The following is a 15,320-nucleotide window of genomic DNA, read 5'->3' on the forward strand; positions in this document are numbered from 1 at the left end:
GGGCCCCCCGAGCCGGAAACCCGCGCGGTCCCGGCCGCTCGTCGTGGAAGGATGGACGCCATGTCCACGCCCGTCCGCGCCGGCACGCCGCGCGTCCTCTCGCTGGCCCAGCCCACCGCCGACTCGCTGCACCTGGGCAACTTCCTGGGCGCGCTGCGGCAGTGGGTGCCGCTGCAGGACGACCACGACGCCTTCTACGGGGTGGCCGACCTCCACGCACTGACCGTCGACGCGGAGCCCGCGGTGCGTCTCGACCGCAGCCTGCGCAGCGCCGCCCAGATGATCGCCGCGGGCATCGACCCCGAGCGGTCCACGGTGTTCCTGCAGTCCCAGGTGCCCGAGCACACCCAGCTGATGTGGGTCCTCGCGACGCTCACCGGCTTCGGCCAGGCCTCGCGGATGACCCAGTTCAAGGACAAGTCGGCCCGTTTCGGATCTGACGCGACCAACGTCGGACTCTTCACCTACCCGGTGCTGATGGCGGCCGACATCCTGCTCTACCAGGCTGACCGGGTGCCGGTCGGGGAGGACCAGCGTCAGCACCTCGAGCTCACCCGCGACCTGGCGCAGCGCTTCAACGGCCGCTACGGGCCGACGTTCGTGGTGCCCGAACCGCACATCCTGCCCTCGGTCGGCCGGATCGCCGACCTCGCCGACCCGACCGCGAAGATGAGCAAGACCTCCTCCTCGCCCAACGGCATCGTCGAGCTGCTGGACGAGCCGCGGGTCAACGTGAAGAAGATCAAGTCCGCCGTCACCGACTCCGACCGCGAGATCGTCTTCGACGAGGAGCGCAAGCCCGGCGTGGCGAACCTGCTGACCATCCTGTCGGCCCTGTCCGGGACCAGCATCGAGGTGCTGGTCAAGGAGCTCGAGGGGCGCGGCTACGGCGACCTGAAGGGGGCCGTCGCCGACGCGGTCGCGGCCTTCGCCACCCCGTACCGGGAGCGGACGCTGGAGCTGATGGGGGAGCGGTCGGAGCTGCAGGCCATCCTCGCCGCCGGCGCCGAGCGGGCCCGGGAGGTCGCCAGCGCCACGGTGGCCGACGTCTACCGCAAGATCGGTCTCGTCGGACACTGACCCTGGTCCGGCCTGGCTGCCCCGGTCCGCGGTTGGTGCGCGGCCGGCTCAGCCCCGGCGGTCCCCCGGCCGGCTGCCGACGCTGACGAGCCGGTCGGTGGCGACCGGCTGGCCCTGCCAGGACGAGCCGAAGCAGACGAAGGGCACCGGTGAGCCGTGCTCGGTCGCGGCAGCCAGGGCGGTCGCCGCGTCGGTCCCGCCGGCGAGCCGACGGTGGTAGTCCACCATGACCTCGTGCGCCCGCTCGTCGGCCACCTGGCTGACCCCGGCCACCACGCACCGGCTCCCCAGCTGCAGCAGCACCCGCGTCCAGCCCAGGGCCTCGTCGCCCGGCCGCGTGGTGGCCTGGCCCAGCTCGCAGGCCGACAGCACCACGTGCGGGGCGACGCGGGCATCGCTCAGCTCGTAGGCGAACAGCGCGCCGTCGGCCAGGGCCAGGGAGGAGAAGAGCGGGCTCTGCCGCTGGTGGGCCCCGTGAGCGGCGACGTGCACGAGGTCGGCCGACGCCAGCGCCGTACCGAGCCGGCCGCGGCTGGCCTCGGCGCCCACCCAGCCCTCCACGTCGGCCGCCCCGGCCCCGCCGTCGGTCGCCGTCCAGCAGCTCACGACGTCGACCACCTCGGCCGGCCCGTCCTCCAGCCCCGGACCGGCCAGGGCCTGGACCGACACCTGTCCCTGCGGTGCCGCGGCCGTGGCACCGGCCCACCACGAGGTGGCCGTCGGCGACACCTCGACCGAGCGACCACGCAGGCTCGGCAGGCAGCCCCAGGCCAGGGTGGCCGTCGGCCCCGTCGGCACGACCACCAGCGGCCGGTCGTCCAGCCGCAGCGGGCGGAGCAGGCGCTCGTCGAGGGTCGCCAGCGAGCGGCCGAGCGAGCGTTCGGCAGCCCGTCTCATCTCGGTCGGGACGCCGCTGAGGGCCAGCACGTCCAGGTCGGCCTGGGTGCGCCTGGACAGCTCGACCGTCCCGGGGCCGCCCGGTAGCCGGACCAGCCGGGGTCGGCCCCGCCCCAGCACGACCGCCGCCCACTCACCGCCCACCTGCACGTAGCTGACCAGCACCTTGCCGGCCGCGGTCACCGTCTCGGCCACTGCCGACATGGGCGTCGGGTGCACCACCGCCCCGGCGCCGACCGCGCGCCAGGAGATGGCGCGCAGCTCGGTGAAGAGGGCCTCGCTACGGCGGCGCATCGCCAGCACCGGCTCGCGCATCGACGGGTCGTCGCCGACGGCCCGCAGCGCCTCGGTGAGCTGGCGCAGCTCGGCCAGGCCTTCGGCCGAGTCGTCCGAGGGCGGCGTCACCGCCGTCAGCCGCCGGGAGACCGCCCGGCCCCGTTCGATCGCGTTGAACATGGCGCCGGGCGCCGCAGACGACATCGCGAGCCGCAGGTCCAGCCGGACCAGCCGGCGCCCGTGCACGGCCCCGGCGGTCTGCAGGTCCAGGCTGCCGAACTGCGCCTGGTGCCGGCTGAGCTCGTTGAGCCCGGTCCGCACCTGGCTGCGCGCCTGCGTCGGCTGGCCCTGGTGCAGGGACAGCTCGGCCGCGACGGCCCGCTGCTGCAGCTTCAGCCCGATCGGGTCGGCCCGGCTGATCGGCGGCAGCGAGCCGAACCACTGGCGGGCGCGTTCGGCCTCACCGGCCGCGGCCAGGCAGGCGCAGCCGATCAGCGCCGCCGTCCGCGACGGAAGCTCCAGGCCCTCGGCGGCGAACTCGGCGGCCAGCCGCTCGGCCGGGGGCACCAGCCGCGCCCCGGGCCGCCCGTCGGCGTGGTCCGCGGTCAGCAGCACCAGCTCGGCGACCCGTCGCCAGCGGTCGTTGCCGCGCCGCTGCAGCCGGGTCCGGGCCGAGCCGGCGAGCCGGCGCGCCTCACCGAGCCGGTCCCCGAGCACCGCGCACTCGGCTCGGGCCAGCTCGGTCTCGGCCAGCTCGGTGACCAGTCGGCCGCGGCGGAACTCGCGCTCGGCGATGCGCAGCTCGTCGTCGGCCGCGTCGGTCAAGCCGGCCTCGATGAGCACGCGGGCCTTGTCCAGCACGGCGATGGCCAGATCCGTGCCGGACGTCGAGAGTGCCCCGGTCGCGTCCATCAGGTCCAGGGCCCGGGGCAGGTTGCCGCGCAGGTACTCCAGGTAGCCGAGGTTGTGCCGGGCCATCACCAGGGCCAGGTCGTCGGTGCCGGCTGCGGACCCCCGGTCGCCCGAGTGCCCCGCCCCCGTCCCGTCGGTCCCCGGTCCGTCCGCCCCGGCCAGGGCGATGCACCGCTCGAAGTCCTGTCGGGCGGCGCCGAGCTCGTGCCGCTGGAGCCGGAGGTTGCCCCGGTTCAGGTAGAGGGTGCAGGCGTCCCGTCGGGAGGCGTGCCCCACCAGGCTCTCCGCCTGGGCGAAGTGGGTGAGGGCCTCCTCGTGCTCACCCCGGCGCAGCCGCTGCAGGGCGGCGGCGCTGTGCACGGCGAAGCTCAGCTCCGGCTCGGTGAGGACGGCCACCAGCCTGCTGGCCTCGTCCCAGCGGGCCGTGCCGTCGCCCAGCACCTCCTCCTCCACTCCTGCCAGCGTGATCAGGACGCGGACCTGGGTACGCCGGGCCTCGAGCCCGACCTCCGGCGTCGCTGCCTGCTCGAGCACGGGGGCCAGCAGCTCCAACGCGCGCAGCAGGGCTCGCCGCGCGAGGTCGAACCGGCCGCGGTCGCAGAGTCCCTGGGCACGCCGATGCAGGGCTGCCGCCTGGGAGACCACGACCCTCATCCTGACCCGTCGGGACGGCGCCGTACAGCCCTTGGCCGAGGTCCCGTGCGCTCAGAGCTCGACGGTCGGGCTGACCACGGTGGCGGTGGTGCCGTCGGCGGTGGCGACGTAGAGCGCGAACTTGGCCAGCCCGGACGGCACCCGGGCGAAGACGAACCGCCCGTCCTCGTCCGCGGTCGTCTCCTGGCGGGCGGCATCGACCGGGAGCAGCTCGACCCGGACGCCGGCACCGGGCGCCGCCCAGCCGTCCACCCGGACCGTGCCACCGTCCTGCGGGGTGATGGTCACCATCGTGGTCAGCGACTCGCTGGTGAAGGTGACCGTCCGGACGGCCTCGGTCGCGGTGCGGGCGCCGGCCGCGGCGAGGTCGATCTGGGTGAGGGTCGCCACCTCGGCCTCGAGGGCGTCCAGGGTCAGTCGGAACTCGATCCGGGCCGCCAGGCCGTCGGGTACCGGGTCGCGCTCGTCGTAGAGGGCCCGCAGCGAGTTGAGGAGGGCCAGGTCGGAACCGTCGAGCGGTTCGCGGGCGAAGCGCTCCACGCGCTCCTCGACCGGCTCGGGGACGCTCATGAGCGGAGCCTCTCGGGAGGAATCGCGACGAACGAGCGAGATCGGGCGGAGCTCAGGACCGCGGAGCGCGGAGCGCGAGCGTGAGAGCTGGTCATGCGGACTCCCAGGTGGGATCGGCGGCGAGGGAGAGCCGGAGCTTGGCCAGGCAGCGGCCCCGGGTGGGTCCGATGCTGCCCTGGGGCATCCCGAGAGCCTTCGCGAGCTGGGCGTAGTCGGGCCGGTCGGCGAAGGCGATCACGCGCAGCAGGGCGCGGCACCGGTCGGACAGCGCCTCGATGTGGCGCCACAGCCGGGAGTCGGAGTCGGTGCCGAGCACGACGTCCTCCACGGAGGCCGCGGGTGGGCCCTCGACCAGCACGGTGCCGGCAGACTCGCCCAGCTCGAGGTCCTCCGGCCGCGTCCGCGTCGCGGCCTTGGCCACCCGCCACGACTCGCGCTTGGTGCTGACCACCAGCCACTGCAGGACCGCGAGCGGCTCGGTGATCGTGTCGGCGTGCCGGACCAGCGCCAGCCACACCGTCTGCAGCACGTCCTCCGCCGTGGCGCCGTCGAGCCGGGCCGACCGCGCCGTGTGCCACAGGATCGGCGTCAGCAGTCGGACGAGGCCGCCCATGGAGGCGTCGTCGCCGTCGCGGTAGGCGGTGAACAGCCGCGCCGAGCGGACCGCGAGGCTCTCCTGCCCGGGACCCGCGTCCGCCTCGGTTCCGCGGTCCGACTGCGTCATCGGTGCTCCTCGGCGGCGGCGGCGGCCGGCGGCCGGACCAGCACCGGCACCCGGTCGGTGACCGCCTGCCAGCCGCGGTCCAGCGCGGAGCCGCGGTCGAAGTCCTCGCGCCCCAGCAGCCGGTGGCTGTGCAGGTACTGGGCGATCTCACCGGCCAGGATCGGGCTGGCGAACGAGGTCCCGCTCCAGACCGCGAACCCGGCCGTGAAGTCGTCGGGGTCCAGGGTCGAACGGGGCGTCTCCCCGCGTGGCCGCTCCTCCAGGTGCGGACTGGCCGAGCCGTCGAACGGGGGCATGGTGCTGACCAGAGCGGCGCCCGGTCGGTGGGCGGTGACCCAGGGTCCCTCGTTGGAGAACATCGCCACCGAACGGTCCGGGTTGCTGGCGCCGACGGCCACCACCGGCAGCTCGTCGTGCTGGACCGCGGGCACGGCGCCGCCGGGGTGGGGCCCGAAGGCCGCCGGGTAGAGCGGCCGGGTGGTCGCGTCGTTGCCGGCGGAGACCACGATGGCGACACCGAGCCCGGCCAGCGCCCGGATCGGGGCCAGCAGCAGGGGGTCGAAGGCTGCGTCGGACGCGCTCTCGTGGTAGTAGCCCAGCGACATCGAGACGACGTCCACGAGCTCGTCGGCGCGCCGGTACCGCAGCGCCAGCTCCTGCCGCAGCCAGAGCATGTTGAGGGCCTTGAGCAGGTCGGCCTCGGCGACCACCCCGTCGCCCTGGACGACCCGGACGGCCACCAGGTCGGCGTCGGCGCACTTCTGCCGGATCAGCCCCGCGATGAAGGTGCCGTGACCGGCGCTGGGGTCCAGCTCCCCGATCAGCGGCTGCAGCCGGACGTCCTCGTCCTCGGCCGCCGTGGCCGGGTCGACCAGACCGATCCTCAGCCCGCCGACTCCGGGGGTGCGGTCGACGATCTCGGCCGGCAGCCAGCGGTGGGTGCCGATCCCGGTGTCGAGCACCACGACCACCGGACGTCGCCGGCCCCCGAGCTCGTCGTCGGGCGTCCGGGTCGGCTCGGGACCCACCCAGGCCACCGGGGTGCGGCCGCCGAAGCCCGGTAGGCCGTACTCCGCGATCCCGCTCGGGACGTCGGTGTAGGGGTTGCCGGTGCCCGAGGGCACCCGCCAGAAGGGGTTGGCGTTCGATCCGGGGACCCGCCAGAAGGGCTTGGTCTCGGTTCCCGGCACCCGCCAGAACGGATTCGTCGTGCTGCCGCTCCCGCCATGCGCGGTCAGCACGTGGTCCAGGGCGACTGCGGCCCGCTGGGCCGCGTCCGGGGGGTAGCCGGCCCGGAACGCCTGCAGCACCGGCCAGGCGTCCGGCGGCTCGGACGGTCCGTCGTGCCAGCGGGGGAGGAGCTCGACGCGCAGCAGCAGGGGCTGCGGCTGTTCGGGACCGATGCCGGCGGCGCGGGCGAGCTCGCGCAGCCGTTCGTCCGCGGAGTCGACCGCCAGGTCCAGCCCGAACCCGTCGGCCACGGTGCGCAGCCGCTCCAGCACCTCGTCCTCACCCGCCGTGGGGCGGACGATCAGCCGGGGGCCGGCGTAGACCGTGCTCTGCAGCACCTGGTCACCGAAGCGCACCGCCGTCCCCGGGTCGAGGGTGCGTCCGGTGTGCCGCTGCAGCAGCTCGGCGGGTGGGCTGCCGCGCTGCGGATCGGGCTGCATCCCGGTCCGGTCGACGACGGTCTCGACGGCCGGCGGCCGCGGCGCACCGCTCGGCCGGTCTCCCGGTGCTGCACTCATCGCTTGCTCCCGCTCGGCTGGAGGTGCGCGCCTGGGTGGCCGCCCACCTCTTCATACCGGAGCAGGGCCGGGCGCGGTAGGTCCATGCTCTCCAGGAGCGGCTCGAGCCGGTCCTGATACCTCACCTGGCCACCGGTTTCGCCGGGCCTCCGCGGGTGCCGTCCGCCGCGGGCTCAGCCCAGCCGCTCGTCCACGTAGCACCAGCGCCACGACTCGCCCGGTTCGTGGCTGCGCATCACCGGGTGGTGGCTCTGCCGGTGGTGCCGTTCGGCGTGCCGCCCGACGGAGGAGTCGCAGCAGCCGATGTTGCCGCAGCTGAGGCAGCGCCGCAGGTGCACGGGGTGGGTGCCTTCGCGGACGCAGTCCTCGCAGGTCTCGCTCGTCGGCCGGACGTCGGCCGGGGCCAGCTCGAGGTGCGCGCAGCTGCCGCTGGGGTCGATCGGCGTGGCCACGGTCTCGACGGCGCTGAGCTGGTCCGCGCGTTCCGTCGCGATGGTCAGCATCGACTCCTCGATGTCGTAGGCCGCCAGCACCTGCTCGATCACGTCGTGGTCCACCGTGCCGCTGGAGCGGATCTTGAGCACCTCGTCCCGCTCGACCTGCATCGTGGCCAGCCGGAGCCGCCGGTACTGCTCGGCCGGCGCCTCGTTCCCGCGACCGGTGCCCAGCTGCTCCCACAGCGAGTTCGGCCGCGAGGCCACCCGGTCCCGGACGAGCGAGACGGTGTCGGGCAGGTCGTCGGGGCCGGTCATCTGGTCCAGCGCCGCCAGTCCGGCGTTGCTCGCGGTCTGCAGCACGGTGGCGGCCTGCAGGGCGTCCGAGCGGGCGTCGGGACCGCGGAGCCGCAGCGCCCGGACCAGCGGCGGCAGGGTCAGCCCCTGACCCAGCAGGGTGCCGGCGGTGACGACGAGGGCGGCGAAGACCAGCACCTCGCGGTGGGGGACCTCCTGCTCGGGGATCAGGAACGCGGCGGCCAGCGTGACCACCCCACGCAGCCCGGCCCAGCCGACCACCAGCGACTCGCCCCAGGCCAGGGGGGCGCGGTCCTCGTTCCCGCGCCGGAGCACCGCGCGTCCGAGAGCGACGAAGAGGAGCCGGAGCACGACCACCCCGACCAGGACGGCCGCGCAGAACAGGCCGATCCTCAGCCCGGACAGGGTCGGGTCGTCCCGCAGGCCGAGGACCAGGCTGTGCGCCTGCAGGCCGATCAGCAGGAACACCGTGTTCTCGAGGATGAACTGGATCGTGGCCCAGTTGACCCGCTCGGCCAGCCGCGACTGGCCGCTCTGGATCACCGGCGACTTGTGGCCCAGCAGCAGCCCGGCCACCACCACCGCGATCACGCCCGAGCCGTGGGCGTCGCCGAAGCCGAGCTCCTCGGCCGGGATGTAGGCCACGAACGGCAGCAGCAGGGAGATGGCGGTGTCGAACACCACGTTGCGCACCCGACGGCGGATCCGGACCGCGACGAAGGCCACCGCCACCCCGACGGCGGCACCCCCCAGCGCCGCCACGGCGAAGCCGAGGACGACGTCACCGACGCTGAACGCCCCGGCGATGGCCGCGATCGCCACCCGCAGGCAGGTGATGGCCGTGGCGTCGTTGAGCAGCGACTCGCCCTCGAGCAGGGTCACCACGCGTCGGGGCAGCCCGATCCGGCGGGCGATGGAGGTCGCGGCGACGGCGTCCGGGGGAGCGACGACGGCGCCGAGGGCGAAGGCCACCGGAAAGCTGACCGGAAGCATCACCCACGTGAGCAGCCCGATCCCGAGCGCGGTGAGGACCACCAGCAGCACCGAGAGGAAGCCGATCGAGACGAGGTTGGCCCGGAAGTCGATCACCGAGGAGCGGATCGATGCCGCGTAGAGCAGCGGGGGCAGGAAGCCCACCAGCACCAGCTCCGACGTCAGCTGCGGCTCGTGGATGAACGGGACGAAGGAGGCTCCGATGCCGACGAGCATCAGCAGCAGCGGCGCCGAGAACCGGATCCGCTCCGCGGCCGCCGTGACCACGAGGACCGCCGCGACGATGAGGACCAGGGTCAGGGCGGTGTGCACGGCGTCAGCCTTCCACCTCCTGGGGTGTGGGGACGAACGCGTTCGCGCAGGGCCGACGCGTCCGGGCCGCTCGTGACAGGATCGCGGCCATGGCGATCGCCCCCGGCGCCCCCGACGACGGCTCGACGCTGCTCACCTCGGCCGCGGTCGACGACCTGCTGCGGGCCGCGGTCGGCCACGCCGGCGGGGAGCTGCTCAGCTGGCGGATGGACCACGTCGACGCGCGTCCGGGCCACAGCACCACCGTCACCTACGCGGCCGCCGTCCAGTGGCCCACCGGCCGGCGGTCTGAGCTCCTCGGGGCCAGTGCCCGTACGTCCGGGCCCCGGGGCAACGACGACCGGGCGGTGCTCTTCGGCGACGGCGAACGGGCGGTTGCCGTCTGGCTCTACCCGAACGACCCGGACCTGCCCGGTCTGGCCCGGGCGGCGGTCGCGGACCGGCTGGCGGAGCTCTTCACCGAGCACGACGTGGCCGGGCGGCCGTTGCGCGGCCGCGACCTGCGGCTGGAGGTGGTCAGCTACCGGCCGCGCCGGCGGGCCGTGCTGCGGGTGCTGCTGCACGGGGGGTCGGGCGCCGGTCCCAGGGGGGCACCGACCACCTACTACGTCAAGGTCCTGCGCGAGTCGTCGTTCGGGCCGGCGCTGGAGCGGCACCAGCTGCTGAGCCGGGCCGGGATCTGTGCCCCGGAGGTGCTGGCCGCGACCCGGGACTGCGTCCTCGTGCTGCGTGCGGTCGAGGGCCGACCGCTCGCCGCCGCGCTCTTCGACGAGGCGGTGCCGTGCACGGCCGAGGACCTGGTGGCGCTGCTGGACTCGCTCCCCGTGACGGCCGCAGCCCTGGCGCCGCGACCGCCCTGGGCGGAGGCGGTCGCGGCCTACGCCCAGACGGTCGAGGCGGTGCTGCCCGAGCTCGCGCCCCGGCTGCGCCGGCTCTGCGGCGAGATCACCGCCGGGCTGGCGGGCACCTCGCGGGACGGCCGGGAGGCCACCCACGGCGACTTCCACGAGGGCCAGCTGTTCGTCGCCGGCGGCCGGGTGACCGGACTGATCGACGTGGACACCGTCGGCCCCGGGCGTCGCGTCGACGACCTCGGCTGCCTGCTCGCCCACCTGTCCACGGTCCAGCGGATGAGCGTCGAGCAGACGGCCAGCCTGGCTCGGCTGGTCCGGCTCTGGCTGCCGGTCTTCGACCGTCGGGTCGACCCCGCCGAGCTGCGGCTGCGGGCCGCCGCGGTCGTGGTCTCGCTGGCCACCGGCCCCTACCGCGGCCAGGAGCCGGCCTGGCGGGCCGAGACGGTCGCGATGGTGGGCACCGCAGAGTCCCTCGTCGCCAGCGCCTCCGGCCGACTTGTCAGAACGTCAGAGGGCTACAGCCCCCTCAGTTTCTGACAAGTCGGGGCAAGATGGGCCGCATGACGGGATCGACCGAGTCGGGGACGCCGTTCGAGCCGGTCTACGGACCGGACGCCCTCGCCGGCTTCGACCCGGAGGGGGCGCTCGGTGAGCCGGGCGGGTTCCCGTACACCCGTGGCATCTACCCCACGATGTACACCCGGCGGCCCTGGACGATGCGCCAGTACGCCGGTTTCGGCACCGCCCGGGAGTCCAACGCCCGGTACCTCGAGCTGATCGCCCACGGCACCACCGGGCTGAGCGTGGCGTTCGACCTGCCGACCCAGATGGGGATGGATTCCGACGCGCCCCTGGCGGCCGGCGAGGTCGGCAAGGTCGGCGTGGCCATCGACTCGATCGAGGACATGCGGCTCCTCTTCGACGCGATCCCGCTGGCCGAGGTGTCGACGTCGATGACCATCAACGCCCCCGCCGCGGTGCTGCTGCTGCTCTACCAGCTGGTCGCCGAGGAGCAGGGGGCCGACCCGTTGGCGCTGACCGGCACGATCCAGAACGACGTGCTCAAGGAGTACATCGCCCGCGGCACCTACATCTTCCCGCCGGCACCCTCGTTGCGCCTGGTCAGCGACACGTTCGCCTACTGCGCCACCGAGCTGCCGCGCTGGAACACCATCTCGATCTCCGGCTACCACATGGCCGAGGCCGGGGCGACGCCCGCGCAGGAGGTCGCCTTCACCCTCAGCGACGGGATCGCCTACCTCGACGCAGCCCTGGCCGCCGGACTGGGCGTCGACCAGATCGCCCCGCGGCTGTCCTTCTTCTTCGTGGCCCGGACGACGCTGCTCGAGGAGGTCGCCAAGTTCCGGGCCGCCCGCCGGATCTGGGCCCGGCTGCTGCGCGACACCTACGGCGCCCAGGACCCGCGGTCGATGATGCTGCGCTTCCACACCCAGACCGCCGGGGTGCAGCTGACGGCCCAGCAGCCCGAGGTCAACCTGGTCCGGGTCACCGTCCAGGCGCTGGCCGCGGTGCTCGGCGGCACCCAGTCGCTGCACACCAACTCCTACGACGAGGCCCTGGCCCTGCCCAGCGCCAAGGCCGCGCGGCTGGCGCTGCGCACCCAGCAGGTGCTCGCCCACGAGACCGACGTGACGGCCACCGTCGACCCGTTCGCCGGCTCGTACGTGGTCGAGTCGCTGACCGACGACCTCGAGGCAGAGATCGGGCGGTTGATGGACGCCGTGGCCGACCTCGGTGGCGCGGTGGTGGCGATCGAGGAGGGCTTCCAGAAGTCCGAGATCGAGAGCTCCGCCTACGACGTCGCCCGCTCCATCGACTCCGGCGAGCGGGTGGTGGTAGGGCTCAACCGGTTCGCCACGACCGAGCCGGAGCCCTACGAGCCGCTGCGGGTCGACCCGGCCATCGAGGCCGAGCAGGCCGCCCGGCTCGCCGCCCTGCGCGCCGAGCGGGACGCCGACGCGGTGACCGACGCCCTGGCCCGGCTGCAGGCCGCCGCCCGGGGCAGCGACAACGTGCTCTGGCCGATGAAGGACGCCCTCGCCGCTCGCGCCACGGTCGGCGAGGTCTGCGACGCGCTTCGCGAGGTCTGGGGCGTCTACCGTCCGACAGAGTCCTTCTGATCCGCGAGGTCGGGCGCAGTCAGGGTGTCGCCCGGTAGAGCTCAGAGCCCGAGGTCGGCCAGGGCGTCGTCGTAGGCCTCGAGCGCCTCGTCGCTGGTGAGCCCGTGGGCCACGGCGTCGGTGTAGACGTGCTCGAGCCCGGGGGCGACCTCGGTGAAGCGACGCTCCCACTCGGTCTGAGCCGCCCGCCAGTACCCCAGGACGCGGTAGCGGGCGACCGGCCAGCCCAGGTCGCGCAGGTGCCGGCGGACGGCGCGGGCGTCGGCCGCCTCGCCGGCGAACCACACGTATCCCGGACCGGGCGGCCAGCCGACGTCGGCGACCGCGGCGGGCAGCCCCTCGGGTACCCAGCGCACACCGACCGACCCGGGCAACGGCGGCCGGTCGGCTGGGTCCGGTACCTCCACCAGCGCCGAGGTGGGCAGCGCGGCGGCCGTCTCCTCCGAGATCCGTGCCAGCGCCGGGAGCCCGCTCAGGTCCGCGACGAGCAGCTGCCAGGACGTGTCCGGCGGCGGGGCGTACCAGCCGCGCGGGTCGCTGACCCGCACCTGGTCGCCGGGCTGCGCGCGTTCCGCCCAGGCCGCGGCCACCCCGGCCGGGTGCAGCACGACGTCGAGGTCCACCACGCCCTGGGCCCCGTTCCGCGCTCGGACCGTCAAGCTGCGGGTGGCCCCACCCGGCAGCTCCAGCACCACCCTCTCGTCGGGCACCCCGGTGGCGGCCAGGCCGGCCGGGACCTGCAGCCTCACGCGGACCAGATGGGGGGACAGCCGGGTCCGCTGCTGGACTTCGGCGACGCACCAGAGCTCTTTGGCCACAGCGCCATCTTGGCCGTGAAGGTTGCGTTACCGATTCTCGGACCGACCGGGTCGCCGCGAAACGCCGTGCGAGACTGGTCAGAATGTCTTCCACCACCAGCGACGCTCTTCGGCGCGCCCTCATCGACCGCACCGCCGAGGCGTTGACCGGCCAGCTGGTGGCCTTCCGTCGCGACATCCACGCCCACCCCGAGATCGGCCACCGGGAGCACCGCACGACCGACCGGATCGTGAGCGCGCTGGAGCAGGCGGGCCTGGTGGCCAAGGTGCTGCCCGTGGGGACCGGCGCCTACTGCGACGTGCTGCCGCAGGGCTTCGACTACGCCGACGGACTGGTCGGGCTGCGGGCTGACATCGACGCGCTGCCGATCGCCGAGCGCACCGACCTCGACTTCGCCTCGGTCAACCCGGGCGTCGCCCACGCCTGCGGCCACGACGTGCACACCGCGATCCTGCTCGGCGTCGGCCTCACGCTCAGCCAGCTGCGCGACTCCGGGCTGCTCGACCGGGGCGTCCGGCTGATCTTCCAGCCGGCCGAGGAGACCAACCCGGGCGGCGCCGTCGACGCCATCGAGGGTGGTGTCCTCACCGACCTCAGCGAGGTCTATGCGTTGCACTGCGACCCGCGGACCGAGGTGGGCCGGATCGCGCTCAAGTCAGGTCCGATCACCTCCGCGGTCGACCAGGTCAAGGTGACGCTCACCGGTACCGGCGGCCACACGTCGCGGCCGCACCTCACCCAGGACGTGGTGGGCGCCCTCGGCGCGCTCGCGACCGAGATGCAGCTGCTGCTGTCGCGCCGGGTCGATCCGCGCAGCGGGGTGTCGCTGATGTGGGGCCGGATCGGCGCCGGCTCGGTGGCGAACGCCATCCCGAGCTCGGGTGAGATCGAGGGCACCCTGCGCGCGCTCGACGTGCCAGGCTGGACGCTGGCCAAGGCCCTGGTGCCCGAGCTCGTGGCCCAGGTGGTGGCCCCCTTCGGCGTCCAGGTCGAGGTCACGGTCCAGGACGGCGTCCCGCCTGCGGTGAACCACGTCCGCGGCGTCCGTCGGCTGACCCGGGCGGCGGAGGAGATGCTCGGCCCGCACGGGGTCACCGCCACCGAGCAGTCGCTGGGCGGTGAGGACTTCTCGTGGATGCTGCAGCAGGTGCCGGGGGCGCTGGCCCGGCTGGGCGTCCGCCCGGTCGGCGCCGTCTCCTGCCCCGACATCCATCAGCCGGCGTTCGTGGCCGACGAGGCCTGCATCCCGGTCGGGCTCAAGGTCCTCGCCGACGTCGCCTCGTCGGCGGAACGCCCGGGCATCTGAGCCGCGGCGGAGGCCGCTGAACGGGGTCGCGCGCGGCCGGGTCGGCGATGCCGGGGATGTCGGCGGGAGCCGTTACTGTGAGCGGCAGCGCGAGTCGGTCGGGGGCGAGGATGCACCGTGGCGGGCCTGCGCGGCAGCAATTCGTCCCTGCCCAGGAGGCCGTCCGTGAAGAAGTCCCTGTTCGTCGGTTCGGCGCTGAGCGCTGCGCTCGCCCTGACCCTCGCCAGCTGCGCGTCCGCGCCCGGCACCGAGACCTCCTCGGCGGCCCCCAGCGGCAGCACGAGCGCGAGCGCCTCCGGCGGCACGTCGGACTTCAAGGCCTGCATGGTGTCGGACTCGGGCGGCTTCGACGACAAGTCGTTCAACCAGACCTCGTACAAGGGCATGACCGACGCCGCGTCCGAGCTCGGGATCCAGACCGGTGAGGTCGAGTCCAACAGCACCGCCGACTACGCCAAGAACGTGCAGTCGATGGTCGACTCCGACTGCAACATCATCGTGACGGTGGGCTTCGCGCTCTCCGACGACACCCTGGCCGCGGCCAAGAAGCACCCTGACATCAAGTTCGCGATCGTCGACAACAACGACGCGTCCTACGCGGCGGTCAAGAACCTCAAGCCGCTGGTCTTCAACACCGCGGAGTCCTCCTTCCTGGCCGGGTACGTCGCCGCCGGGATGACCAAGACCGGCAAGGTCGCCACCTTCGGTGGCATGAAGTACCCGACCGTCACGATCTTCATGGACGGGTTCGCTCAGGGCGTGGCCTACTACAACACCCAGAAGAGCACGTCGGTCTCGGTGCTCGGCTGGGACGCCGCCAAGCAGGACGGCCAGTTCGTCGGCAGCTTCGAGGACCAGAAGGGCGGCCAGCGCACGGCCGACAACCTGATCAGCCAGGGCGCCGACATCGTCTTCCCGGTCGCGGGTCCCGCCGGCATCGGTGCGCTGCAGTCGGCCAAGGCCAGCAGCGGCAAGGTCAACGCCATCTGGGTGGACACCGATGGCTGCGTCAGCGCCCAGACCTACTGCTCGAACATCATCACCAGCGTCTACAAGGGCATGGACGTCGCCGTCTCCGACGTGATCAAGGCGGCGAAGGACGGCAGCTACTCCAACAAGGCCTACGTGGGCACGCTCGACAACGACGGCACCGGCGTCGCGCCCTACCACGACTTCGACGCGAAGGTGCCGGCCGACCTCAAGGCCGAGGTCGACGCGCTCAAGGCCGACATCATCTCGGGCAAGATCAAGATCAGCTCCAAGTCCCAGCCCACCAGCTGAG

The 15,320-nt window shown here is 73.8% G+C and carries 11 protein-coding genes; 5 read left to right on the forward strand and 6 right to left on the reverse strand.

What is annotated here, in order from left to right; all coding sequences use genetic code 11:
* The first annotated feature begins 51 nt into the window (after positions 1 to 51).
* Positions 52 to 1,080: a tryptophan--tRNA ligase gene (trpS, locus tag ACFE7W_RS05380; protein WP_375423760.1), complete on the forward strand. Its 1,029-nt coding sequence runs from the start codon at positions 52 to 54 to the stop codon at positions 1,078 to 1,080.
* A 48-nt stretch (positions 1,081 to 1,128) separates the two neighbouring features.
* Here the strand turns inward: trpS and ACFE7W_RS05385 are convergent, their stop codons facing one another.
* The 5 genes from ACFE7W_RS05385 to ACFE7W_RS05405 all read right to left on the reverse strand — a co-directional run bounded on the left by ACFE7W_RS05385 (position 1,129) and on the right by ACFE7W_RS05405 (position 8,918).
* Positions 1,129 to 3,819, reverse strand: a complete 2,691-nt coding sequence (locus tag ACFE7W_RS05385; protein WP_375423761.1) for a CHAT domain-containing protein — start codon at positions 3,817 to 3,819, stop codon at positions 1,129 to 1,131.
* A 51-nt stretch (positions 3,820 to 3,870) separates the two neighbouring features.
* Positions 3,871 to 4,389, reverse strand: a complete 519-nt coding sequence (locus tag ACFE7W_RS05390) for a hypothetical protein (RefSeq protein ID WP_375423762.1) — start codon at positions 4,387 to 4,389, stop codon at positions 3,871 to 3,873.
* 91 nt (positions 4,390 to 4,480) lie between these two features.
* Positions 4,481 to 5,113, reverse strand: a complete 633-nt coding sequence (locus ACFE7W_RS05395) for an RNA polymerase sigma factor (RefSeq protein ID WP_375423763.1) — start codon at positions 5,111 to 5,113, stop codon at positions 4,481 to 4,483.
* A complete protein-coding gene (locus ACFE7W_RS05400) occupies positions 5,110 to 6,861 on the reverse strand; it encodes a S8 family serine peptidase (RefSeq protein WP_375423764.1) in 1,752 nt (583 codons plus the stop codon). The genes ACFE7W_RS05395 and ACFE7W_RS05400 overlap by 4 nt, the downstream gene beginning before the upstream one ends.
* Before the next feature lie 173 nt (positions 6,862 to 7,034).
* The gene (locus tag ACFE7W_RS05405) at positions 7,035 to 8,918 is read right to left on the reverse strand and encodes a cation:proton antiporter (RefSeq protein ID WP_375423765.1); all 1,884 of its coding nucleotides are present in this window, start codon (positions 8,916 to 8,918) and stop codon (positions 7,035 to 7,037) included.
* Between the two features lie 89 nt (positions 8,919 to 9,007).
* On the opposite strand from ACFE7W_RS05405, the gene ACFE7W_RS05410 reads away from it, so the two are divergent.
* Positions 9,008 to 10,309, forward strand: coding sequence for a phosphotransferase (locus ACFE7W_RS05410; protein ID WP_375423766.1), 1,302 nt, complete (start codon positions 9,008 to 9,010; stop codon positions 10,307 to 10,309).
* A gap of 23 nt (positions 10,310 to 10,332) precedes the next feature.
* Positions 10,333 to 11,913 carry a methylmalonyl-CoA mutase gene (locus ACFE7W_RS05415; RefSeq protein WP_375423767.1) on the forward strand — a complete coding sequence of 527 codons (1,581 nt, stop codon included), beginning with the start codon at positions 10,333 to 10,335 and terminating at the stop codon, positions 11,911 to 11,913.
* A gap of 41 nt (positions 11,914 to 11,954) precedes the next feature.
* Here ACFE7W_RS05415 and ACFE7W_RS05420 read toward each other — a convergent pair whose 3' ends face one another.
* On the reverse strand, positions 11,955 to 12,731 hold the full coding sequence (locus ACFE7W_RS05420; RefSeq protein WP_375423768.1) for a siderophore-interacting protein: 777 nt from the start codon (positions 12,729 to 12,731) through the stop codon (positions 11,955 to 11,957).
* 83 nt (positions 12,732 to 12,814) lie between these two features.
* Between ACFE7W_RS05420 and ACFE7W_RS05425 the strand changes: the two genes are divergently transcribed.
* Positions 12,815 to 14,038 carry an amidohydrolase gene (locus tag ACFE7W_RS05425; RefSeq protein ID WP_375423769.1) on the forward strand — a complete coding sequence of 408 codons (1,224 nt, stop codon included), beginning with the start codon at positions 12,815 to 12,817 and terminating at the stop codon, positions 14,036 to 14,038.
* A 165-nt stretch (positions 14,039 to 14,203) separates the two neighbouring features.
* A complete protein-coding gene (locus ACFE7W_RS05430) occupies positions 14,204 to 15,319 on the forward strand; it encodes a BMP family protein (protein WP_375423770.1) in 1,116 nt (371 codons plus the stop codon).
* Position 15,320 lies beyond the last annotated feature (1 nt).

The sequence above is a fragment of the uncultured Friedmanniella sp. genome, assembly GCF_964244285.1.
Lineage (GTDB): Bacteria > Actinomycetota > Actinomycetes > Propionibacteriales > Propionibacteriaceae > Microlunatus.